Annotated in this window: 21 protein-coding genes; 9 read left to right on the forward strand and 12 right to left on the reverse strand. The window is 73.6% G+C overall.

Features of this window, described 5'->3' with window-relative positions:
- The first annotated feature begins 3 nt into the window (after positions 1–3).
- From ADL03_RS16685 to ADL03_RS16695, 3 genes are read left to right on the forward strand one after another with little or no spacing between them, the layout of a single operon-like run.
- The gene (locus tag ADL03_RS16685; protein ID WP_053734372.1) at positions 4–324 is read left to right on the forward strand and encodes a hypothetical protein; all 321 of its coding nucleotides are present in this window, start codon (positions 4–6) and stop codon (positions 322–324) included.
- Positions 321–839: a DUF6286 domain-containing protein gene (locus tag ADL03_RS16690; protein WP_063798601.1), complete on the forward strand. Its 519-nt coding sequence runs from the start codon at positions 321–323 to the stop codon at positions 837–839. Before ADL03_RS16685 ends, ADL03_RS16690 begins: the two co-directional genes overlap by 4 nt.
- Positions 836–1,375: a hypothetical protein gene (locus ADL03_RS16695; protein ID WP_053734373.1), complete on the forward strand. Its 540-nt coding sequence runs from the start codon at positions 836–838 to the stop codon at positions 1,373–1,375. Before ADL03_RS16690 ends, ADL03_RS16695 begins: the two co-directional genes overlap by 4 nt.
- Positions 1,376–1,436: 61 nt before the next feature.
- Here ADL03_RS16695 and ADL03_RS16700 read toward each other — a convergent pair whose 3' ends face one another.
- The 3 genes from ADL03_RS16700 to ADL03_RS16710 form a co-directional block, all read right to left on the reverse strand.
- Positions 1,437–2,069, reverse strand: a complete 633-nt coding sequence (locus ADL03_RS16700; RefSeq protein ID WP_255353370.1) for a TrkA family potassium uptake protein — start codon at positions 2,067–2,069, stop codon at positions 1,437–1,439.
- Positions 2,070–2,088: 19 nt separating this feature from the next.
- Positions 2,089–3,438, reverse strand: a complete 1,350-nt coding sequence (locus ADL03_RS16705) for a TrkH family potassium uptake protein (protein WP_231641942.1) — start codon at positions 3,436–3,438, stop codon at positions 2,089–2,091.
- A gap of 75 nt (positions 3,439–3,513) precedes the next feature.
- Positions 3,514–4,971, reverse strand: coding sequence for an IucA/IucC family C-terminal-domain containing protein (locus tag ADL03_RS16710; protein ID WP_063798602.1), 1,458 nt, complete (start codon positions 4,969–4,971; stop codon positions 3,514–3,516).
- Between the two features lie 23 nt (positions 4,972–4,994).
- On the opposite strand from ADL03_RS16710, the gene ADL03_RS16715 reads away from it, so the two are divergent.
- Positions 4,995–6,353 carry an IucA/IucC family protein gene (locus tag ADL03_RS16715; RefSeq protein WP_053734374.1) on the forward strand — a complete coding sequence of 453 codons (1,359 nt, stop codon included), beginning with the start codon at positions 4,995–4,997 and terminating at the stop codon, positions 6,351–6,353.
- Here ADL03_RS16715 and ADL03_RS16720 read toward each other — a convergent pair.
- The 5 genes from ADL03_RS16720 to ADL03_RS16740 all read right to left on the reverse strand — a co-directional run bounded on the left by ADL03_RS16720 (position 6,343) and on the right by ADL03_RS16740 (position 9,855).
- A complete protein-coding gene (locus tag ADL03_RS16720) occupies positions 6,343–6,828 on the reverse strand; it encodes a MauE/DoxX family redox-associated membrane protein (protein ID WP_157528822.1) in 486 nt (161 codons plus the stop codon). The two genes, ADL03_RS16715 and ADL03_RS16720, sit on opposite strands and share 11 nt — an antisense overlap.
- Positions 6,829–6,833: 5 nt before the next feature.
- Positions 6,834–7,250 carry a S26 family signal peptidase gene (locus ADL03_RS16725; RefSeq protein ID WP_053734376.1) on the reverse strand — a complete coding sequence of 139 codons (417 nt, stop codon included), beginning with the start codon at positions 7,248–7,250 and terminating at the stop codon, positions 6,834–6,836.
- Positions 7,247–9,109, reverse strand: coding sequence for an ABC transporter ATP-binding protein (locus ADL03_RS16730; RefSeq protein ID WP_082373205.1), 1,863 nt, complete (start codon positions 9,107–9,109; stop codon positions 7,247–7,249). The genes ADL03_RS16725 and ADL03_RS16730 overlap by 4 nt, the downstream gene beginning before the upstream one ends.
- The gene (locus tag ADL03_RS16735; protein ID WP_157528824.1) at positions 9,070–9,579 is read right to left on the reverse strand and encodes a hypothetical protein; all 510 of its coding nucleotides are present in this window, start codon (positions 9,577–9,579) and stop codon (positions 9,070–9,072) included. The genes ADL03_RS16730 and ADL03_RS16735 overlap by 40 nt, the downstream gene beginning before the upstream one ends.
- Before the next feature lie 69 nt (positions 9,580–9,648).
- On the reverse strand, positions 9,649–9,855 hold the full coding sequence (locus ADL03_RS16740; protein ID WP_053734378.1) for a hypothetical protein: 207 nt from the start codon (positions 9,853–9,855) through the stop codon (positions 9,649–9,651).
- Between the two features lie 146 nt (positions 9,856–10,001).
- Here ADL03_RS16740 and ADL03_RS16745 point away from each other — a divergent pair, with 146 nt between their 5' ends.
- On the forward strand, positions 10,002–11,747 hold the full coding sequence (locus ADL03_RS16745; protein WP_053734379.1) for a BTAD domain-containing putative transcriptional regulator: 1,746 nt from the start codon (positions 10,002–10,004) through the stop codon (positions 11,745–11,747).
- Here the strand turns inward: ADL03_RS16745 and ADL03_RS16750 are convergent.
- Positions 11,719–12,750, reverse strand: coding sequence for a hypothetical protein (locus ADL03_RS16750; RefSeq protein ID WP_053734380.1), 1,032 nt, complete (start codon positions 12,748–12,750; stop codon positions 11,719–11,721). The two genes, ADL03_RS16745 and ADL03_RS16750, sit on opposite strands and share 29 nt — an antisense overlap.
- A gap of 32 nt (positions 12,751–12,782) precedes the next feature.
- On the opposite strand from ADL03_RS16750, the gene ADL03_RS16755 reads away from it, so the two are divergent.
- On the forward strand, positions 12,783–13,532 hold the full coding sequence (locus ADL03_RS16755; RefSeq protein WP_053734381.1) for an aminoglycoside phosphotransferase family protein: 750 nt from the start codon (positions 12,783–12,785) through the stop codon (positions 13,530–13,532).
- Between the two features lie 7 nt (positions 13,533–13,539).
- On the opposite strand, the gene ADL03_RS16760 is transcribed toward ADL03_RS16755, so the two are convergent.
- Positions 13,540–14,889, reverse strand: coding sequence for an MFS transporter (locus ADL03_RS16760; RefSeq protein WP_082373207.1), 1,350 nt, complete (start codon positions 14,887–14,889; stop codon positions 13,540–13,542).
- Between the two features lie 177 nt (positions 14,890–15,066).
- On the opposite strand from ADL03_RS16760, the gene ADL03_RS16765 reads away from it, so the two are divergent.
- A complete protein-coding gene (locus ADL03_RS16765) occupies positions 15,067–15,717 on the forward strand; it encodes a TetR/AcrR family transcriptional regulator (protein WP_053734383.1) in 651 nt (216 codons plus the stop codon).
- A gap of 63 nt (positions 15,718–15,780) precedes the next feature.
- On the opposite strand, the gene ADL03_RS16770 is transcribed toward ADL03_RS16765, so the two are convergent.
- Entirely contained in the window at positions 15,781–16,680 is a 900-nt protein-coding gene (locus ADL03_RS16770; protein ID WP_053734384.1) for a cellulose binding domain-containing protein, read from the reverse strand.
- Between the two features lie 395 nt (positions 16,681–17,075).
- On the opposite strand from ADL03_RS16770, the gene ADL03_RS16775 reads away from it, so the two are divergent.
- Together ADL03_RS16775 and ADL03_RS16780 are read left to right on the forward strand one after the other, a co-directional pair.
- Complete coding sequence (locus ADL03_RS16775) at positions 17,076–17,912, forward strand: alpha/beta fold hydrolase (RefSeq protein ID WP_053734385.1); 837 nt, start codon at positions 17,076–17,078, stop codon at positions 17,910–17,912.
- Between the two features lie 94 nt (positions 17,913–18,006).
- On the forward strand, positions 18,007–21,030 hold the full coding sequence (locus ADL03_RS16780) for an AfsR/SARP family transcriptional regulator (protein ID WP_063798603.1): 3,024 nt from the start codon (positions 18,007–18,009) through the stop codon (positions 21,028–21,030).
- Positions 21,031–21,069: 39 nt separating this feature from the next.
- Here the strand turns inward: ADL03_RS16780 and ADL03_RS16785 are convergent, their stop codons facing one another.
- On the reverse strand, positions 21,070–21,519 hold the full coding sequence (locus ADL03_RS16785) for a hypothetical protein (protein WP_063798604.1): 450 nt from the start codon (positions 21,517–21,519) through the stop codon (positions 21,070–21,072).
- Positions 21,520–21,568 lie beyond the last annotated feature (49 nt).

A 21,568-nucleotide genomic window follows, 5' to 3' on the forward strand; every position in this document is an offset into this window, starting at 1 on the left:
CCGATGACGACCACGCTCACCGTGCCGCAGCGCGGCACCACCACGGTGGCCGACCGCGCCGTCGGCCGGATCGCGACCCGCGCGGCGCACGAGGTCGCCGGTGTCGCGGCCGCCACCGCCGGCGCGCACGTGACCGGCGGGGTGGCCGCGCTCGACGTGCGGCTGGACCTGCACTACCCCGCGCCGGTGGCGGCGACGACCGCCGCGGTCCGCGCGCACCTGGCCGACCGGGTGGGTGCGCTCACCGGGCTCACCGTGTCCGTTGTGGACGTTGCGGTGACCGAGCTGCGGACGGCGGCCCAGGCGACCGGGAGGGTGCGATGACCCGCCGGTCACGCCGGTCGTTGCCGGCCGTTCTCACCGCGCTGGTGCTGCTCGCCGTGTGCGCGCTGGTCGCCGTGTGCGCGATCCAGCTAGCGATGGGCGGGACACCGCTCATCTCCTACTCCGCGGTGGCCGACACGTTGCACGGAACATCGTGGGCCGCAAGGGAAGTGCTGATCGCCGCCGCCGTCGCGGCCGCCGCCGGGCTGGTGCTCGTGCTGGTGGCGGTCGTGCCGGGGCGGTCGCGGACGGCGGCGCTGGACGAGCGCACGTCGGTGTCCCGGCGGGGACTGCGCAACGCGGTGCGGGCGGCCGCGCGGGTGGACGGCGTCGAGTCGGCGGCGGTCCGGGTCGCGCGCAGCCGGGTCAAGGCCGCCGTGCGGACCCGGCGCACCAACACCGAGGGCCTCGCCGACACCGTGCGCGAGTCGGTGCAGCGGCGGCTGGCGGAGATCGCGCTCGCCCGCACGCCGCGGGTCGTCGTGCGGGTCAAGGCTTCCAGGGGTGCGTCGTGAACCGGGTGCTGCTGTCGCTGTGCGGTCTGGTGCTGCTGGCCGCGGGCGGGGCCGCCGGTGCCGCACACCTCGGCCGGATCCCGCGGCTCGATCCGCAGGCCCCGCTCGTTCCGGGAACGGCGCTGCCACCCACGTGGGTGTTCGTGGTCACCGCCGCGGTGGCGGTCGTGCTCGGCCTGCTGTGCGTGCGCTGGTTGCTGGCCCAGGTCCCGCGCACGCCGACGACGACGTGGCGGTGGACCGGTGACAACGGCTCGACGCGGATGTCCACCGGGGTCGCGGCCGCGCCGCTGGCCGAGGAGATCGGCGGCTATCCCGGCGTGCGCAAGGTGGAGGCCGCGCTGACCGGGCCGCACACCGCGCCCCGGCTCGCGCTGGTGGTGCGCGCCCACGGCGACGCCGACCTGCGGGAGATCCGGCGCCGCATCGACGACGAGGCCGTGCCCCGGCTGCGTGCGGCGCTGGAGTCGCCGGACCTCACCGCGACCGTGGAGTTCCGGCTCGCGGCGACCACGGCCGACACAAGGGTCTCCTGAGCCGGGCCTCCGGCTTCGGCGCTGACCGGGACTACTCCTCGCAGCTGCCCGGATTCGCCGCTCAGACCTGGTCGGCCAGCCGTTCGACGTCCGCGGTCTTCCCGGCGACGATCACCACGTCGCCGTGCTCGACCACGGTGTCGGCGGTGGCGTAGGTGAAGCCCTCACCGGCGCGCTTGACGCCGACGACGGTGACGCCGTACTTGGCCCGCAGCTTGCTCTTGCCGAGCGGGTGCCCGATGGCCTCGCGCGGCGGCCGCAGCTTGACCATGGCGTAGTCGTCCTCGAACTCGATGTAGTCCAGCATGCGGCCGGTGACCATGTGGGCCACGCGTTCGCCCATCTCGTGCTCGGGCAGCACGACGTGGTGGGCGCCGATGCGTTCGAGGATGCGGCGGTGCTCGTGGCTGATCGCCTTGGCCCAGATCGTCGGGACGCCGAAGTCGGCGAGGACCGCGGTGGTGAGGATGCTGGCTTCGAGGTTCGTGCCGATGCCCACGACCGCGCGCTGGAACTCGTCGACACCGAGCTGGCGCATGACCTCGGCGTCGGTGCTGTCGGCGACCACGGCGTGGGTGAGGTCGTCGGCGTGCCGCTGGACCAGCGCCGGGTCGGACTCGATCGCCATGACCTCGGTGCCCTGCGACATGAGCTCCAGCGCGACCGAGCTGCCGAACCGGCCCAGCCCGATCACGACGACACGGGATGCCTGCCTATCCGACAATGGGTCGCTCCTCGGGTAGCTCGTAGCGTCGCCGGCGTTCGCGCAGCGCGAGCGCCGACACCAGTGTGATCGACCCGACCCGTCCGGCGAACATCAGGACGATGACCACCAGCTGCGCGCTGACCGGCAGCCGGCCCGTGATGCCGGTCGACATGCCGACCCCGCCGAACGCCGACGCGGTCTCGAACAGCACGTCGTCGAGCCGGAAGCCGGTGGTGGCGAGCAGGAACAGCGTCGCGGCCATCACCACGCCGATCCCCAGCAACGCCACCGTGACCGCCTGCCGCTGCACCTCGGCGCTGATCTTGCGGCCCATGACGTGCACACTCGGCTCGGCCCGCACCTCGGCCAGCAGCACGAACGCGATCAACGCGAACGTGGTGACCTTGATGCCACCCGTCGTGCCCGCGCTGCCGCCGCCGATGAACATCAGCACGTCGTTGACGAGCAGCGTGGCCGGTTGCAGCTGGGCGATGTCGATGGTGTTGAACCCCGCCGTGCCGGGCATGACGCCGTGGAACAGTCCGATGAGGAGCTTGTCCGCGACGCCGTACGGCCCGAGCGTGCCCGCCTTCGCCCACTCGACGACGAGCACCACGAGCGTCCCGAACGCCATCAGCCCCAGGTAGACCGGCACCGTGATCTTGGTGTGGAGCGACCACCGGCGCTTGCGCTGCCGCTTGCCACGCAGCACCTCGAACAGCACCGGGAACCCGAGCCCACCCGTCACGGCGACCACGACGATCGTCAGGCACACCCACGGATCCGTGGCGAACCGCATGAGGTTGTCCGGGTGCAGCGCGAGCCCGACGCTGTTGAACGCCGACACCGAGTGGAACACACCCTCGTACAACGCCCGCCCCGGCGACATGCCGTAGCCGAGCCAGAACCGCGCCGCCAGCACGAGCGCGCCGGCCGCCTCGACCGCGAGGCTGATGAGGACGACCCCCGACACGAGCTCGCGGACGTGCCCGAGGTTGAGCGTGTTCGTCTCGGTCTTGACGGTGAGCTGCATGTGCAGCCCGAGCCGGTGCGACACCAGCAACGCCAGCACCGAGGCCATCGTCATGATCCCGAAGCCGCCGACCTGGCACAGCGTCAGCAGCACGACCTCGCCGAACGTGGACCAGTGCGACGCCGTGTCGACGACGGCCAGCCCGGTGCCGGTGATGCCGGAGACCGCGGTGAACAGGGCGGTCATGAAGGTGGTCGTGCGGCCGGGTTCGGTGGCGACGGGGAGCAGGAACAGGACCGTCCCGACGGCCGTGGCGGCCAGGAAGGCGAGGACGACGAGGCGGGCGGGGTGCCGCCAGCCGGACATGACCGGGCCGGTGATCACCGGGTCAGCCTAGGTGAGCGCGGTTCGGCCGGATTGGGGGGACATGACCGGCGTCGCGACGCACCCGGCGCCGCCTCACGACGACGTGCCCCGCAACGGGTTGGGGCAGTCGACGTACCGGCTCGCGGTGCCCTCCGCCCGGCTCCACCGCAGCAGCAGGTTCGCCTTCGCCGGCACGACCGGGCTCTCCAGCAGCGACATCAGCAACGCGGGCGACCCGTGCTCCTCGGCGTACGCGGCGAACACCGCACGGGCCTCACCCCACACGTCGGCGCCGGGGTGGCGGGCCTGGACGGCTCCGGCGATCTCCACCAGGTGGTTGACGACGAGGCAGTACTGCAGGCGTTCCCAGCCCTTGGCCTCGGACACGCCGCGGGCGCCGGCAACACCACCGTCCACATCAGACAGCAGTGCGGTGTGGCGGGGCAGCAGGCGCATGCCCTCGTGGTCACGGTAGAAGGCTTGCACGGGCAGGCCGGAGGCGTCCACGCCGACCAGGACGTTCTGCATGTGGCATTCCATGACCACGCCGTGGGCGAAGAAGGCGTGCAGGACGGGTGGGGCGACGACGGAGACGTAGGCGCGGAACCAGGCCAGCGGGTCGGTCAGCGTGTCGAGGGGGTTGCCGTCGAAGCCCTCGGAGAGGCCGGCGGCGAGCAGCGGGGTGACGCCGGGGCGGGTGTGGCGGCGGATGCCGTCGCGCAGGACCACGGCGAGGGCCTCGAAGGCGGCCGGGGTGGTGCGGTAGCCGCGGTCGAGGAGGAACGCGGTGCCGGGGTAGGTGGCGGCGATGTCGGCGAAGACGGGTTTCAGCACCTGCGCCAGGGGTGGGATCCACCGCAGGTCGTAGGTCCAGAGGCGGCGGACGTCGTTGGTGATCTGGATGTCGAGGCTGAACTTGTAGAACAGGTCGGCGGCGGGGTCGTAGACGGTGCGGACGGAGGAGGTGGGCCAGACCTCGGGGCCCTCGGCGTCCGCGGTGCGGCCCAGCAGGGCGAGTTGCAACGGGTGGGCGGGCAGCGTGCCGGGGGGCAGGTCGATGTCGCCGGCGTCCACGACGTCGGTGTGCAGCAACGAGACGGGGAAGCTCGCGTGGGTTTCCGGGGCGTACGGGAGCCAGGTGGTGGCGGGCAGGCTGCCGCGGCTCTTCGGGGCGGGGTGGTAGCGGTGGCCGGCGACAAGGGCCTGTTCGGAGCGCTGGTACAGGTCGGCGGGCGGGGTGGTGCGGGCGGCGAGGATCGCGGCGATCGCGGAGTGGGAGGCGGCGATCTCGTCGAGGAAGCCGACGGGGGCGGTGCCGAGCTCCTTCACGACCAGGACGGCCAGCTCGTGCCAGGTGACGGGGTGCCAGGTGCCGGTGAACAGCTCGGGTGACTCGGGCCAGCGGCCGTGGCGGGCGCGCAGCAGGGTGCCGGTGTGCGGGAGGCGCAGGAGCAGGTGGCCGGCGGTGGTGGACACCTCGGCGACCTCGCGGCGCAGGCAGTTCAGCAGTGCGGTCGAGGTGGTGCGGTCGGGGTCGGAGATCGCTTCCACCGGTGTCTGCTTCCCTCTGGCGAATGTGTCAGGATCACGTCATTCTCACGCAGACGCAGGTCGAGACGGAATTCGCCGCCGCGCTGGAGGGCGAGCGGGCCGAGCGGTTCGTCGCCGGGCTGCCGGACGCACGGGCGGCGGTGCTCGCGCGGGTGCGCCGGGCGGTCGCCGTGGAGCCGTTGCCGCCGATCGCGCGCACGAGCGGTCATCCGGCCGACGTGGTCGGGCAGTGGCCGGGCAGCGGTGAGCTCGCCGGGGAGGTCGCGCACAGCGTGGCCGGGCTGGCGCTGGCGCGGACGGCGGAACCGCTGGCCACGCCGTTCCTCGACCGGACGCTGGAGGAGCACGAGCAGAGCGTGGTGGACGGGCACCCGCTGCACCCGTGCTGCCGCAACCGGACCGGGTTCACGGCGCAGGACCACCTCGACTACGGGCCGGAGCACCGGCCGGTGGTCGCGCTGAGGCTGCACCCGGCCGCGGACCACGTGGTGTTCGGCGACTGGCCGGACGAGCTGCGAGACGGCCGGGCGATCCTGCTGCCGGTGCACCCCTGGCAGGCTCGACGGACGAAAGTTCACTCGATCGGGACGCTCGACGCGAGCCCGCTGATGGCGCTGCGGACCCTGTCGGCCGGCCCGTGGCACATCAAGACGACGCTCAGCGCGCAGCTCACCTCGGCCGTGCGGGACATCTCGGCGAGCTCGATCACCACCGCCACGGCGGTCTCGGACTTCCTGGACCGGACCGTCGAGGGCATCGAGCTGCAACGCAACCGGGCGTCGGCCGCCGTGCTGACGAACGGCCGGCCCGACCGGGAGCTGGGCGTGATTCTGCGCGACCGGCCGCTCCCCCGCCCCGGTGAGACGCTGCTGCCGCTCGCCGCGCTCACGGCCCGGCCGGTCGACGGCGGGCCGCCGCCGATCCGCGGTCTCGGCGACCCGGCCGGCTGGCTCGCGGAGTTCGCCGAGCTGGCGGTGCCGCCGCTCATGACGCTGCTCGCCAGGGGCGTGGCGCTGGAGGCGCACGAGCAGAACCTGCTGCTCGGGCTCGTCAACGGCCGGCCAAGGCGGCTGGTCTACCGCGACCTGGCCGACATCCGCGTCAGCCCGCGTCCCGGCCTGCCCGAACGGCTGCACGCCGACCCCGCCGCCCTGCGCGCCAAGACGTTCGCGACGTTCTTCGCGACGGCCGTGACCGGGCTCGTCGGCGCGCTCGACGCACCGGACGACGAGCTGTGGCAGGTCGTCGCACGGACGGTGCCGGACACGCCCGACCGGCACGCGTTGCTGCACGACCCGATCCCGGCGAAACCGCTCACGTTGATGCGACTCGACCACACGACGAAGAGGTGGGCGTACCTGCCCAACCCGTTCACGCGCTGACCAGCAGCTCGGCCACGTCGTCGAACCGCAGCACCATCGCAGCGCCCACCGCCCCGAGCACGGCGGCCAGCACCGACGCCACCGGGTCCAGCTCCGGCACGGCCAGGCCCACCAGCGCGACCACCGGCAGCACCGCGTTGCGCACCACGTGCCGCACGCCCAACCGCGCGGCCGAACGACCGAAACACCGGCACACAGCGCTAGAACGACGGGAGACCGCCCGCCAGACCGCCGCGGTCAGCACGGCGAACAGCACAGCGGCGGCCGACAACCCGGCCACCGGAAGCCACGCCAGCAGCGCGACGACCGCGAACTCCGCGCACACGGTCAGCAACGCGGTCGAACGGACCCACCGCGCCGGAACACCGAACGCGGGCACCGACGCGACGAACTCGGCGTAGTCCGCGCGTGAGCGCACCTTGCTCATCGCCGACACCAGCAGCACGAGTCCACAGAGGACGACAGCACCGAGCACCGGTCTCACCCCTGCCCGATCGGCCGGAGCACCACGCCGATCAGCGCGGCCGCCGGGAGGTAGCCCAGGCGCCGGGAGTCGTTGCTGCGCGCGAGGTTGTCCCCCAGCACCAGCAGCCGCCCCGACGGCACGACCGGGTCCGGCACGGGCATCGCGGCCGGCACCGGGTCCCCCGGCACGGCCACCGCCCGCTTCACCAGCCGCCCGCCGGTCGGGTCACCGCGGCCGGCCTCGACCTGCACGACCACGACCTGACCGGCCCGGACGGCGGCCAGCCGCGACCGCCGCACCAGCAACCGGTCACCGGAGCGGTACGTCGGTTCCATGCTGACCCCGCGCACGGTCACCACCAGCCACCGCCTGCGCGCCAGCACCACGCACGCGCCGCCCAGCACCACGGCCGCGAGCCCCACCCAGATCACCCGGACACCACCTCGTCGTAACCGGAAGCCTGCAAACGGAACAACCGCGCGTACGACCCGTCCAGGGCGATCAACGAGTCGTGCGTGCCCAGCTCGGCCACCCGCCCACCGGCCAGCACGGCGATCACCCCGGCGTCGCGGACCGCCCCCAGCCGGTGCGAGACCAGCACGCTCGTCGCACCGGCGCGGTGCCGCCGCAGGCTCGCGTGCACCTCGTGCTCGGCCTGCGCGTCCAGCCCGGAGCTGGGCTCGTCCAGGATCATCAGGTCCCTGCGGTCGCGCAGGAAAGCCCGCGCCAACGCGAGCCGCTGCCACTGCCCGCCCGACAGCAGCACGCCGGTCTCCGGGTCCGCGCGGTCGGCCTCGTCGAAGAACATCCGCGACAGCAACGTGTCGTAGCCGCGCGGCAACGCCGACACCACGTCGTCGGCTCCGGCCCGCCGGGCCGCGGCGGCCACGCGATCGCGACTGTCCATCACGGACACGTCGCCGAGCCCGATGTTCTCCGCGGCGGTGAGGTCGTACCGCATGTAGTCCTGGAACACCGCGCCGATCCGCGCGCGCAGGGAGTCCACCGACATCGACCGCAGGTCCACGCCGTCCCACAGGACCGCGCCACGCGACGGGTCGTAGAACCGGCACAGCAGCTTGACGATCGTGGACTTCCCGGCTCCGTTCAGCCCCACGAGCGCGAGCGACTGACCGTGCGGGATCGTCAGGTTCACGCCGCGCAGCACCCACGGCTGGTCGTCCGCGTACCGGAACCACACGTCCCGCAGCTCGACACCGGACCGCAGCGGCGGCACCCCGGCCGCACCGCAGGGCAGGTCCGGCGGCTGCGCCACGATCTCCTGGAAGTGGTGGAACAGCAGCACCGAGTGGTGCGCGGAGGCCAGGCAGTGCACCAGGCTCTGCAACGCGCCCTGCACCCCGGCGACCGCCGCCACGAACATCGCGACGTCGCCGATCGACGACGAACCGGAGGCCGCGAGCCACACCGACCACACCAGCCCGCCCGCGGCCACCGCGGCGGTCAGCCCGGCCAGCGCCCCGTGCGCCCGCGCGTCACGCCGGTCCTGCCCCTCCACCACGGCGTGCGCGGCCGACAGCTCCACCAGCATCCGCCGCCGGAACAGGTCGCCCAGCCCGAGCAGCCGCAGCTCCTTCGCCGCGTCCAGGCTCGACAGCAGCTCGGCGTAGAAGGCCTCCCGCCGCTCGGCCGGCGTGATCGACCACAGCACCCGCGCCCGCGCCCGGCTCAGCCGCAGGTGGGCGAGCAGCGCCGGAACGGCGGCGACCAGCACGACCACGGCCATACCGGCGTTGAGCAGCAGCAACGTCGCGAAGAAGCCGGACAGCGTCACCACGGCCTGCGCGGCGCCGAGGCCGTCGTCGACCAGCTGACCGGGCCCGCTGCGCCCGGTCTGCTGCGCCAGCTGGAGCTTGTCGCGGAACCGCGGGTCCTCCATCCGCGCGAGACCGGTGAGCCGCCCCATCGCCCGGTACAGCCGGTCCATCGACACCACCGCGACCGCGCGGTCCAGCCGTTGCTTCAGGTACTGCGACGCGACCGGCAGCAGCCCGCTGAGCAGACCCGTCACCGCGAGTCCCGCCGCCCACGGCAGCAGCGCGGCCCAGGCGCCACCGGCGGACAGCCCGTCCAGCAGCACCTTGGTGCACCACGCGGACCCGAGCGGCACCAAACCGCCCAGCAGGCACAGCACCGCGTAGAGCGGTGTGCCCGCCGGTGCCGCGCTCCTGGTCAGCCCGATCGCGCTGACCAGGAGCGACAGCACCCGGCCGGCCCCCAGCGAGGGGGTCACCGCGTCGCCGGCACCGGCAGCGCGGACATCTCCCACCCGCTCGCCACCACGGTCCCGGACGCGTCGACCAGCCCCACGGCCGGATAACCCGTGGTGCCGAAGGCGGTGTGCAGCGGTCCGCCGATCTCCTCGACGAACACCTCCGCCACCTCACCGAGGCGCACCACCATGTCGGCGGTCTCCTCCGCACCACCGGCGGCGACGGCGATGACCCTGCCGCGGTGCCCCGTGGCGTACTCGATGAACTGCGGCATGCGCTCCTTGCACGGTTCGCAGCCCGGCGAGAAGAAGCCGACCAGCGCACCGGTGACGTCCACATCGGACACCGCGCCCACGGTCGCACCCGCGGGCAGCATGATGTCCGGTTCGGCCGCCGCCTGCTTCTCCCGCAGGTCGCGCAGCACCTCGTTCTGCGCGCGCAGCCGCCGGATGACGCCGAAGCTCAGCAGCAGGTCCAGCACGCACAGCACGCCGACGAGCACGACCGCCGCGGTCAGCACAGACATGGCACTCTCCGAAGCTCGAAGGGGAACGCCGCGGGTGGCCGCCAACAGGCCACCCGCGGCGTCGAGGGGTCAGGTCCCGCAGGTGCGGAAGACCGCGCACGGACCGCACGTGACCTGGCAGGCGCCGTTGTACGAGCAGCGCTGGCGGAAGTCGCTGCGCTCACGGCAGTAGCAGTGCTTGTAGAACGGGTCCGGAGGGCAGCCCGCACCCACGTCCACCTTGGCCACGAACACACTGAGCAGCTTGTCGCTGAGCGACCCCAACGTCTTGCGCATGTTCCGCGCTCCCTTCCTCCGGCGCCGGGTGGCGTCGGTGGCGCCAACCTAGGAAAGCCGCGTACACACCTGCCCCCAGCGCGCATACACGCGCCCGTGTACGCCGTGTCGGCGGTGTGTCAGCGGCCACGGCCAGGATCGGGCGGGTGTCAGTCGAGTTCAGAGTTCTCGGGCGGATCGAGGTGCGGGCCCGCGGCGGCGTCGTCGTGCCCGGCTCGCTCAAGCAACGCCTCCTGCTGGCGACGCTGCTGCTCAACCCCGGCCGGGCGGTGCCGGTCCGCCGCCTGGTGCGCACGCTGTGGGGCGAGGAGCCGCCGATCTCGGCGGTCGCGAACCTGCGCACGTACGCCAACCGGCTGCGCCGGGCACTCCCCCCGCTGCCCGACGGCTCCTGCCGGATCGCCGGCCGGGAGGCGGGCTACGAGCTGACGCTGCGGCGCGGCGAGCTGGACCTGCACCTGTTCACCGAACGGGCCGAGGCCGGTCGCGCGGCGCTGGCCCGCGGCGCCCACGCCGAGGCCGCGCGCCACCTCGGTGCGGCGCTGTCGGGGTGCCGCGGTGCCGTGCTGGAAGACCTGGCCGGGCACGACGCGCTCGCCGCGGCCATCGCACCGGTCGAGGAGCTGCGGCTCGCCGTCACCGAGGACCACTTCGACGCCCGGCTCGGACTGGGTGAGCACTGCGCGGTGATCACGCCGCTGCGCGAGTTCACGGGCGATCACCCGCTGCGGGAACGGCCGCGGGCGCAGCTGGTCACGGCGCTCTACCGGGCCGGCGACCTGGCCGGTGCGCTCGCCGTCTACAGCGACTACCGCCGCGTGCTCGCCGAGCACCTGGGCCTCGAACCCTCGCCGGAGCTCGCGAAGCTGCACCAGGCCGTGCTGGACCGCGATCCCGGCCTCACCGTCACGGTCCGCGCTCCGCAACCCGATGCGCCGCGCGAGCTCCCGGCGCGCTGCGGGGCGTTCGCCGGGCGTGCACACGACGTGGCGCGGCTGCACGACGTGCTGCGGCAGCGGCCCGCGCTGGCCGTGGTGCACGGTCCGTGCGGCATCGGCAAGAGCGCTCTCGCGCTGGAGGTCGCGCACCGGGCCGCGGCCTCGTTCCCGGACGGCCAGCTCCACATCGACCTCAGCCAGGCCAGCAGGGTGCCGCACCGGCTGCTGCGCCACCTCGGCGTGCCGGCGAAGGACGTGCCGTGGACGTCCGAGGAGGCCGCCGCGGTCCTGCGCTCGCACCTGGCCGGCCGCGCGGTGCTGGTGGTGCTGGACGGCGCGACCGGCCCGGCCCAGGTGCGCGACCTGGTGCCCGCCGCCGGGCCGTGCGCGGTGCTGGTCACCAGCCGCTCGCCGCTGCTGCTGGACGGCGCCGCGCACGTCGGCCTCTCCGCACTGTCCGAAGTGGACGGGTTCGAGCTGCTGGTCCGGCTGGCCGGTGCCGAACGGGTCGAGGCCGATCCGTCCTCCGCCGCCCGGATCGTCCGCTGCTGCCACGGGATCCCGCTCGCCCTGCGCCTCGCGGGCACGATCCTCGCGCACCGCCCACGCCGGTCGCTGGCGTGGCTCGCCCGGCGCCTGGAACCGGAGAAGCGCAGGCTCGCCGAGCTCAGCTACGGCGGCGAGTCGGTCCGCGCCGCCTACGCCGCGGCGCTCGCCGACGTCGACGACCCGCTGGCGGTCGCGGCGTTCCGGGTGCTCGGCCGGCACGGGCTGTGCGACGCGGCCACGGCGGCCGTGCACCTGGACACCGGTGTGCTGGAGGCGGAGGCGGCGCTGGACCGCCTGGTGGACCTCGGTCTCGCGGAGTGGGGCGACGGCGACACCTACCGGCTGCCCGGCCTGCTGCGGTTGTTCGCGGCCGAGCTCAGTCGCGAGTGGACCGCGGCCGGCTGAGCAGCGTCTCCCGGTGCTGCCACGCCAGTGCCAGCAGGGCTGCCCCCGCCGCCTGCGTCGGTTCGTCGTGCACGAACCGCTCGACGTTCGCGGCGGTGAAGTCGAGCCCGGCCAGGACGCGGCCCTCGTCGTTGTGCGCCACCAGGTCCCCGAACAGCTCGTCGAACAGCGCGGCCGGGAAGACCGCGACGGTCAGCAGGTCCGTCGCGAACGTCAGCGGGTCCACGCCCATCCCGAGGTAGTGCACCCGCGCCTCGGCCAGCCTGCGCGCGAACGGCCACCCCGCGTAGTCGACCGGCTCCGCGTACTCCTCCGCCGCGCCGAGCAGTTCCTCCGCGAACTCGCGGATCATGCAGTGCCACAGCGAGAAGTCGTTCGCCACGTCGGTGGCGGGCTGGAACACCCCGACCGGCAGCACCTGGTACATCCCGCCCGCGTGCCCGACCTTGCGCGGGTCCCGCCAGTGCAGGAAGAACGTCGCCGCGCCGCTCGCCCGGTCGTGCCGGATGGTCAGGGTGCTGATCGCGACGTTCACCGGCCGCCGCGCCGGGTCGCACGGGTCGCCCACGGCCTCGCGCATCGGCACCGCGTCGGCCAGTCCGAGCTCGCGTGCCGCGTACTCGTGCGCACACGCCTCGCCCACGTCGATCCCGTCGAAGTACGAGCCGACGCCGAACGTGAGGTGCCGGCCGGTGCTGCCGAGCAGCCGGTAGGTCGGCCGGTTCTCGAACACGGCGGGTGCCGCCAGTGCCGCCATCGCCTCCGAGTAGCTGCGGAAGCCCTCCGGCAGGCCGCCGGTCATCGGCGGGAAATCGGTGGCCCCGGCCAGTTCCAGGGTGAGATCGTGCAGCGGGACCGGTTCGGACGGCATCCAGTGGGCCGCGGTGAGCAGCGGCGTGCCGGCCACCTTCGGCACGTCCGGGTACTCCGCGGCGGCTTTGACCGCGAAGGCGTGCCGGTGTTCGAGCAGGTGGGCACGGACCTCGAGCCACTGTGCAGGCATGGGCGTGATGGTGTCACGGACCGGGAGGATGAGTGGAACTGCTCGCCGGCGGCGGAATCAACGTCGTCTATCGCATCGGCGAGACCGTGCGACGCCCCGTCGGCCCGTGGTCACCGCGTGTGCACGGACTGCTGCGCCACCTGCGCGAGCGGGGCTTCACCGGCGCACCGGACTTCCACGGCATCGACGAGGAGGGCCGCGAGGTCCTCACGTTCTTCCCCGGTGAGGTCGGCAACTACCCGCTGTCGGCCGCTGTGCGATCGCGGGAGGCACTCGTCAGCGCCGCCCGGCTGCTGCGGTCCTACCACGACGCCACGGCCGGCTACGACCACCGCACCGGCTGGATGCTGCCGGTGCGGGAACCGGCCGAGGTGGTCTGCCACGGCGACTTCGCGCCGTACAACTGCGTGCTGGACGGCACGACGGCGGTCGCGTTGATCGACTTCGACACCGCGCACCCGGCGCCGCGGCTGTGGGACGTGGCCTACGCGCTGTACCGGTGGGCGCCGCTGACCCACCCGGACAACCACGACGGCTTCGGCACCACGGCGGAGCAGGCCGCCAGGGCCCGCGCGTTCTGCGACGCCTACGGCCTGGCGGACCGCTCGGGCCTGGCGGAGGCGGTGGCCGACCGGCTCACCGCGCTCGTGGAGCTCATGCACGAGCGGGCGAACGCGGGTGACGAGGCGTTCGCGCGCCACATCGCCGACGGCCACGACCGGCTGTACCTGCGTGACATCCGGTACGTGCGGGAGGCGGCGGCGGACCTGTTCCCGGCCTGACCCGCTGTCAGCGCGCGGACATCACCGGCTGCCGGTCCGGGATCGCCGCGGCCACCGCCACCGCGGCGAGTGCGGCGGCCGCGCCGAGGCCCATGATCAGCCGGAAGCCGCCCAGGTTCGCGTGGTGCGCGAGGATCGACCCGGCCACCGCGCTGGACACCGACGTGCCGATCGCGCGCATCAACGTGTTGAGGCTGTTGGCCGCGGCCGTCTCCGACACCGGCACGGCCGACATGATCAACGCGGGCATCGCGCCGTACGCGAGCCCGATGCCCGCGCCGATCACCGACGACACCAGCACCAGCTGCCACACCTGCGACATCAGGCCGGCCCCGGCGCCGTAGCCGGCGGCCACCACGAAAGCGCCGTACATCAGCGTCCTCTTCGGACCACCGGCCGCCGAGACGCGGGCCGCGACCGGTGCCATGACCATCATGACCAGACCGCCCGGTACCAGCACCAGACCGGTCACCAGCATCGACTGGCCGAGGCCGTACCCGGTGGCCGCGGGCAGCTGCAGGACCTGCGGCAGCACCAGCGACTGCGCGAACATGGCGAACGCGAACACCAGCGACGCGAGGTTCGTCAGCAGCACCTGGCGGCGGATCGTGGTGCGCAGGTCGACCAGCGGCCGCGAGCGCCGCAGCTCGTACCAGCCCCACAGCAGCAGCACCACCGCCGCGGCCGCGAACAGCCCGGTCGTGTTCCACTCGGACGCCTTGGAGATCGCCAGCAGCAGGCACACCAGCGCCGCGGACAACCCGAAGGCGCCCACGAGGTCGAACCGCCCGCCGCTGCGCACCGAGGACTCCGGCACCAGTGCGAAGACGCACACCGTCACGACCGCGCCCGCCGCACCCGCGGTCCAGAACACCACGTGCCAGTCGCTCCGCTCGGCCAGCAACGCCGCCGCCGGCAGCCCGAGCGCACCGCCCACGCCGAGGGACGCGCTCATCACCGCGGTCGCCGAGCCGAGCCGTTCGGCCGGCAGCTCGTCGCGCATGATGCTGATGCCCAGCGGGATCACGCCCGCCGCGAGCCCCTGCACCGCCCGTGCCGCGACCAGCCACGGCAACGTCTCGCTCAGCGCCGCCGCGACCGAGCCGATGACCAGCAGCACCAGGCTGACCAGCAGCATCCGCCGCTTGCCGTACATGTCGCCGAGGCGCCCGACCACCGGTGTGGCGACGGCGCTCGCCAGCAGGGTCGCGGTCACCACCCACGCCGTGTCGCCGGGTGGCGCGCCGAGCAGCGCGGGCAGCCTGGGCAGCAACGGGATCACGAGGGTCTGCATGAGCGAGACCACGATGCCGCCGAGCGCGAGCACGGCCACCAGGACGTTCGGGCGAGCAGTCATGACGGTCATCGTAAGTCAGTTGATTGACTTAACAGCAAACGTCCGGGACGGTGGAGAAGAACGGCGAGCGTGCTCCAGCGGTGCTCGACGCGCCGCCTCCCGTCGCCGGGCCCGGCGGTCGCGGTGGAAGATCTCCGTCGAGTGGAGGCCCGTCGGGCCCGAGGAGCTACCGGTGCGATGGTGATCATGAGCAAGGCCGAACGCGCGACCGCGACCCGTGCGGCGATCCTGACCGCGGCGGAACGGCTGTTCGCCGAGCACGGCGTGGGTGCCGTGTCGAACCGCCAGGTCAGCGAGGCCGCCGGGCAGGGCAACAACACCGCGGTCGGCTACCACTTCGGCACCAAGGCCGACCTGGTGCGCGCCATCGTCCGCAGGCACGCCGAGCCGGTCGAGCTGGCCCGGCAACGGCTGGTCGCGCAGCTCGGCGAGGAAGCGGACCTGCGCGACTGGCTCACGTGCCTGGTGCGGCCGAGCGTCGACCACCTGGCCGAGCTCGGCAGCCCGACCTGGTTCGCCCGGTTCAGCGCACAGGTGATGACCGACCCGTCGCTGCGGCCCATCATGATCGAGGAGTCGCGCACGCCGGCGATGGCGCGCGTGCTGGCCGGGCTGCACGCCGCCCTGCCGGAGCTGCCGGACGAGGTGCACGCCGAACGCGGTGACATGGCCCGCCAGCTGCTCGTGCACATGATCGCCGAACGCGAGCGCGCGCTCGCCGACGGCACCCCCACACCGCGCGCCAGCTGGGCCGACGCGGCGACCGGGCTGATCGACGCCCTCTTCGGGCTCTGGCACGCACCGGTCCACCCCGGGAAGACCCCGTGATGGCCACCGCCGGACCGCGGACGCGGTGCCCGGCACGTCGTCTGTCCGCTGTGGACGGGTCGGTCACTCCACGGCGCAGGCGCTGCCGTTGAGCGTGAACGCGGCCGGTTCCGGGTTGGCGCCGCGAACGCTGCCGTTGAACCCGAACGACACCGTGCCGCCGGGCGCGATCTCGGCGGTGTAGTCCTCGCTGAACGCGCGGACCGGGCTGGTGCCGCGCAGCAGCCTGGCCCGCCACATCTGCGTGACGGCCTGGTCGCCGCCGAACGTCCAGCCCACCGTCCAGCCGTTGACCGGGGACGCGCTGGTGTTGCGCAGGGTCACCTCGGCGGTGAACCCGCCCTGCCACTGAGCCGTGATCACGTAGCCGACCGCGCACGGCCGGGGCGGGGCAGGTGGCGGTGGTGGCGGCGGTGCGGTGGTCCGGGCAGGGGGCGGCGGAGTCGTCGTGACCGGTGTCGGCGCCACCGCCTTCGTCGGCTCGGACGGGTCCATGCCCTCGCACGGCGGTCCCCACAGGCCGCGGTTCGCTTGCGCCGCCGCCATTTCGGCATCGGTGAACCTGCCGCCGTCAGCGCCCTGCGACCGCAGCACGCCCTCGCGCACGGCGAGCAGCGCGTAGTCGGTGCCGTCCTCCAGCAGCAGGCTGGCCTCGCCGGGCGTGATGCTGCTGACCCGGACCGTGCGGGCCAGCAGCGTGGTGCGCGCGAACGCCAGCGCCTGCGGCGCCCAGCAGTCGGCGGGCGGTGCCAGCAGGGCGATGCGAACGCGGGTGCCGTCGGCCAGCTCGACGGTGAGCGGGTCCGGCACGGCCCGCACCACGTGCGGGACGCCCTCGGGCGCGTCGGAGACCAGCGTCGGTTGGTTCAGCAGCGGGCGGGTGGGGTTCGGCGGCGTGGTCGGCTGCGTGCTGCACGCGGCGAGTGACACCGCGAGCAGCAGGGCCGGCAGGGTTCTGGTCATCCGGAGGTGGCGGTCCAGTGCTGGTCGGGTGGAAATGGGGGTGCGCAAGCATTTCGACCGCCATCTTGGCGAGCCTCGCGAACGACGTCCAGCAACGAACCGATCACGGCCCCGCAATCGTGAATCCTCGATGTTCACGTTCACATACGTCGTTTTCCGCAGACGCGGTGAGGCCCTGCCGAGCGGTGGCGCGCTCCGCTCGGCAGGGGGCTGATGGCGCTCGATCCCAGCGCTTGGTTGACGAACCACCCCTCCACGTTCACTGACCCCAAGTGGTTACAGACCGGCATACGGACCGGGATGATAAATCGTTCAACTACTTGTGAGCGCTCACAGTGGACTGTCATGCTGGCGCCCGATTCGCAGAGCGCACCTGCGTCCGGGGGAAGGCCGCCATGCCACCGCACCACGACACCGTTCACGAGCTGCTGAGACTCCGCGTCAACGGCGTGAACCTCAAGATCGCCGCAGCCCGCACCACCGGCCGGCTCGCCCCTGTCGTGTTCCTGCACGGGTTCGGTGGCACCAAAGAGGACTACACCGACGTCGTGCTGCGCCCGGCGTTCCACGACCGGCCGGTCATCGTCTTCGACGCACCCGGTTGCGGCGCCAGCGAATGCGCCGACCTCGCCGCCGTCGACATCCCGTTCCTCGCCGACACCGCCCGCGCGGTCGTGGACCACCTGGGCGTCAACCGGTTCCACCTCGTCGGTCACTCGATGGGCGGTGTCTCCGGCCTGCTGCTCGCCCACCGCCAGCCCGGCCGGGTGCTGAGCTTCGTCAACATGCACGGCAACCTCACCCCGCAGGACTGCTTCCTCAGCCGACCGGCGCTCTCCGGCCACCGCCCCGACTTCTTCGCCGCGTTCGCCGAGGACGTCCGCCGCGCCCCCGGCTACGCCGCCGCCCTGTACGCGACCGGCCTGCCGCACAAGGTCCGCCGCGGTGCCGCGCGCGGCATCCTCGAGTCCATGGTGGAGCTCTCCGACCACGGCGGGCTGATGCCGAAGTTCCTGTCGCTGCCGTGTCCCCGGATGTTCCTGTACGGCGAGGAGCACGCGGGGCTGCCCTATCTGCCGCAGCTCGACGCGAACGGCGTGGAGCTGGCGGAGATCCCGCACAGCGGCCACTTCCCGATGTACTCCAACCCGGTCGCGATGTGGCGGCACATCGCCGAGTTCCACCAGCGCGTGGAATCCGGGCACGGCGGGGACGTCCGCTTCCACGCCTGACCGCGCGGGCGAACCGGTCGCGGCATTGGTCCTGTCGGGCGAACGGGACCGCGACCCGGCCCGTCGCGCTGCCCCGGCGTGCTATCCCGGTCGGATGGGGGGAACCGAGTTCCGGCTGCTCGGGACTGTGGGGGCCTGGCGTGGGAACCAGGCCGTCCAGCTCGGGCACGGCCGAAGACGATGTGTGCTGGCCGCGTTGCTGGTCGACGCGAACCAGGTGGTGTCCGCCGACCAGCTGCTGGACCGGGCGTGGGGTGACGCCGTGCCACGGCGGGGGCGTGACACGTTGTACGCGTACCTGTCCCGGCTGCGGCAGGCGTTCCGCGGGCTGGACGTGGAGATCACCCACCGGTCCGGCGGGTACGTGCTCGTGGTGGACCCGGACACCGTGGACCTGCACCGGTTCCACCGGTTGCTCGCGCGGGGGCGGGCGGAGGCCGGTCCCGCGGCCCGGCTGGCGCTGTTCGACCAGGCCGTGGCGCTGTGGCGGGGTGAGGCGTTCGCGGGGCTGAGCACGCCGTGGCTCGACAACGTCCGGGAAAGCCTTGCGAAGGAACGGTTCGGCGTCGAGCTGGATCGGATCGACCTCCGGCTGGAGCTGGGGTTGCACGGCGAGCTGGTGACCGAGCTGGCCGCGGCGGTGCGCGAGCACCCGCTGGACGAGCGGCTGGCCGGGCAGCACATGCTGGCGCTGTACCGGTCGGGGCGGCAGGCCGAGGCGCTCGCGGAGTACCAGGCGTTGCGCGACCGGCTGGCCGACGCGCTCGGGGTCGACCCGGTGCCCGAGGTGCGGCGGCTGCACACGGCGTTGCTGCGGCAGGCACCCGAGGTGGCGCCACCGGAGGCGGATCGGCCGCCCGCGCAGGTGCCCGGCGGTGTCCCGCACTTCGTCGGCAGGGAGGAGGCGTTGCGGGAGCTCGGTCGTCCGTTGTCGGTGGTCGTGGGCACCGGGGGCGCCGGGAAGTCCGCGCTCGCGGTGCACTGGGCGCACCTGCACGGCGGCGACTTCCCCGACGGGCAGCTGTACGTGAACCTGCGCGGCTACGACACGGCCGAGCCGATGACCGCTTCCACGGCGCTGGAGGGTTTTTTGCGCTCACTGGGGGTGGAGCGGATTCCGCCCGGTGTGGACGAGCAGTCCGCGTTGTACCGCTCGACGCTGGCCGGGCGGCGGATGGTCGTGCTGCTGGACAACGCGCGGTCGGCCGGCCAGGTGCGGCCGCTGCTGCCCGGACGGCAGGGCTGCGCCGTGGTGGTGACGAGCCGCGACGACCTGGCCGGGCTCGTGGCCCGCGACGGCGCGCACCGGGTCACGGTGGGGCGCCTGAGCGAACCGGAGGCGCTGGAGCTGCTGCGCCGGGTGCTGGGCGCGACCAGGGTCGACGCGGAGCTCCCGGTGGCGGCCGAGCTGGTCCGGCGGTGCGTGGGGCTGCCGCTGGCGGTGCGGGTGGCGGCGGAACGGGCTGCGGGCGTGGCCGGCCTTGCGGACCTCGTGGCGGAGCTGGACGACCTCGACGCGCTGGACGTGCCCGGCGACCCGGCCTCCGCGGTGCGGAGCGTGTTCTCGTGGTCCTACCGGGCGTTGCCGCCGCCCGCGGCCCGGCTGTTCCGCCTGCTGGGCCGGCACCCCGGACCCGACCACGGCGCCTCCGCCGCTGCCGCACTGGCCGGTGTGGACCTACCGATCGCCCGGCGGTTGCTGGACGTGCTCAGGGCCGCGCACCTGGTCGAGCAGACCGCGCCGGACCGGTACGCGATGCACGACCTGTTGCGGCTCTACGCCCGGCAGCTCGGCGCGGAGCCGGAGGCGTTGCGGCGCTTGGCCGACTGGTACCTGCACACCGCGTGCGCGGCCGTCGAGCTGGTGAACCCGGCGGTGCTGCACCTGCCGCGGCCGGAGGTGCGCGCGGCGCTGAGCGGCCGCGCCGAGGCGCTGGAGTGGCTGGACACCGAGCGGCACAACCTGGTCGCGCTCGTCCACACGGCCGACGGCCCGATGGCGTGGCGGCTGGCGGACGCGTTGCGCGGCTACTTCTGGTTGCGCAAGCACCACGACGACTGGCTCGACACGGCACACGCGGGACTTCAGGCGTCCGTTGTGGACGGTGACCTGCGCGCACAGGCCGCCATGCACCAGAGCATCGCCACCGCGCGGCTCAGCCTGAGCCACTACCGGCTCGCCGCGGAGCACTTCGAGCACGCCCGCGCACTCAGCGAGCGGATCGGCTGGCACGAGGCACAGGCCGCCGCGCTCGGCAACCTCGGCGTCCTGCACCGCCACCGCGGCCGGCTGCGCGACGCCGCCGCCTGCCACGCGCGGGCGCTGGCCGTGGTCAGGTCGATCGGCGCGGAGGCCGGGGAGGCCGAGGTGCTCGGCGACCTCGGCGACGTCTACCACGAGATGGGCCACCTGCGCCTCGCCGAACGGCAGTGCCGGCGTGCGCTGGCCCTCCACCGCGCGCACGCCTCGGGGTACGGCGAGGCGGCCGGCCTCAGCCTGCTCGGCAGGATCTCGTTCGAGCTGGGCGAGCTGTCGGGGGCCGTCGCGCACTTCACCGCCGTGCTGCGCTTGGACCTCGGCGCGCGCGGTCTGGAGGCGGCGACCCTCGCGCGGCTCGCCCTGGCCGAGTGCGCACTGGGCGCGCACGACCGGGCGGCGGTGCACGCGGAGGGCGCGCTGGACCTGGCCCGCGACACGGACAGCCGCGGCGCCGAGCTGGACGCCCAGAACGCGCTGGGCCTGGTCGACCGCAGGTGGAACCGCTGCGCCCAGGCGGCCGAACGCCACCGGCACGCTCTGGACCTCGCCCGCTGCGACGGTTACCTGCGCGGCGAGGTGGAGTCCCTGATCGAGCTGAGCGCCGCGGTGGTGGCGCTCGGCTGTCCCGACCCCGGCCTGACCGAGCAGGCGGTCACGCTGGCGGCGGAAGCCGGTTTCCGGGTGCTCCACGGCCGCGCCCTCACGGCTCAGGCGCAGGCATGGGCGGCGTGCGGTGCCGTGGACGCGGCGGTGGCCAGCGGCGAGGCGGCTCTGGGTGTCCACCTCGCCACCGGCCACCGGCTCGGTCACGCCGCCACCGTGGCGTTGCTGGCCCAGCTCACGGGTACCGGCCCGTAGAGCCGGTGGCGGTCAGCGGCCGGTCGTGCGGTGCCCGGATCAGCACGCCACCAGGCTGCCCCGGAGCCCGTTGGAGTTCAGGTCGAGGTAGGCGTCGCTGACCCAGCCCTGCACGCCGGTCGTCGTGTCCCGCAGGTACGTCCACGTGGTGTAAGTGCTGCCGTTCCTGGTCACCGAGTCGCCCAGGGCCCAGCAGTGGTAGTCGACGTTGTGCGTGAGCTGGCCCTGGCCGTCGGACGTGCACGAGCTGGTGTGCGGGCCGCGGCGGATGTTGACGTTGCCGGCATCGAAGAACCGGCCACTGCGGGTGTCCTTGTTGCTGTGCGCGGGCGAGGCGCACGCCAGGCTGCCGACACCGGACTCGACGGTGTCCGCCGCGCCGGTGTGCACGGGCGCCGGCTTGTCGTCCGCCGCGTTCGCCGTCCCCATCAGCGCGAGCGACGTCGTGGCCGCGAACAGCACAGCGGCCAGAGCAGAAGAAACCTTCATGTTCGTCCCCCTTCAAGGTGTGCTTGCGCCGCCCAGCCTGCTCACCGGG

The organism is Nocardia sp. NRRL S-836 (genome assembly GCF_001279525.1).
Classification (GTDB): Bacteria; Actinomycetota; Actinomycetes; order Mycobacteriales; family Pseudonocardiaceae; genus Lentzea.

What these genes read in the sequence shown, in the direction of transcription:
- ADL03_RS16685 (WP_053734372.1), top strand. Translation starts at nt 4, where the DNA reads ATGACGACCACGCTCACCGTGCCGCAGCGCGGCACCACCACGGTGGCC.
- ADL03_RS16690 (WP_063798601.1), top strand. Translation starts at nt 321, where the DNA reads ATGACCCGCCGGTCACGCCGGTCGTTGCCGGCCGTTCTCACCGCGCTG.
- ADL03_RS16715 (WP_053734374.1), top strand. Translation starts at nt 4,995, where the DNA reads ATGTGTCAGGATCACGTCATTCTCACGCAGACGCAGGTCGAGACGGAA.
- ADL03_RS16735 (WP_157528824.1), bottom strand. Translation starts at nt 9,579, where the DNA reads ATGTCTGTGCTGACCGCGGCGGTCGTGCTCGTCGGCGTGCTGTGCGTG.
- ADL03_RS16740 (WP_053734378.1), bottom strand. Translation starts at nt 9,855, where the DNA reads ATGCGCAAGACGTTGGGGTCGCTCAGCGACAAGCTGCTCAGTGTGTTC.
- ADL03_RS16750 (WP_053734380.1), bottom strand. Translation starts at nt 12,750, where the DNA reads ATGCCTGCACAGTGGCTCGAGGTCCGTGCCCACCTGCTCGAACACCGG.
- ADL03_RS16760 (WP_082373207.1), bottom strand. Translation starts at nt 14,889, where the DNA reads ATGACTGCTCGCCCGAACGTCCTGGTGGCCGTGCTCGCGCTCGGCGGC.
- ADL03_RS16765 (WP_053734383.1), top strand. Translation starts at nt 15,067, where the DNA reads ATGGTGATCATGAGCAAGGCCGAACGCGCGACCGCGACCCGTGCGGCG.
- ADL03_RS16770 (WP_053734384.1), bottom strand. Translation starts at nt 16,680, where the DNA reads ATGACCAGAACCCTGCCGGCCCTGCTGCTCGCGGTGTCACTCGCCGCG.
- ADL03_RS16775 (WP_053734385.1), top strand. Translation starts at nt 17,076, where the DNA reads ATGCCACCGCACCACGACACCGTTCACGAGCTGCTGAGACTCCGCGTC.
- ADL03_RS16780 (WP_063798603.1), top strand. Translation starts at nt 18,007, where the DNA reads ATGGGGGGAACCGAGTTCCGGCTGCTCGGGACTGTGGGGGCCTGGCGT.
- ADL03_RS16785 (WP_063798604.1), bottom strand. Translation starts at nt 21,519, where the DNA reads ATGAAGGTTTCTTCTGCTCTGGCCGCTGTGCTGTTCGCGGCCACGACG.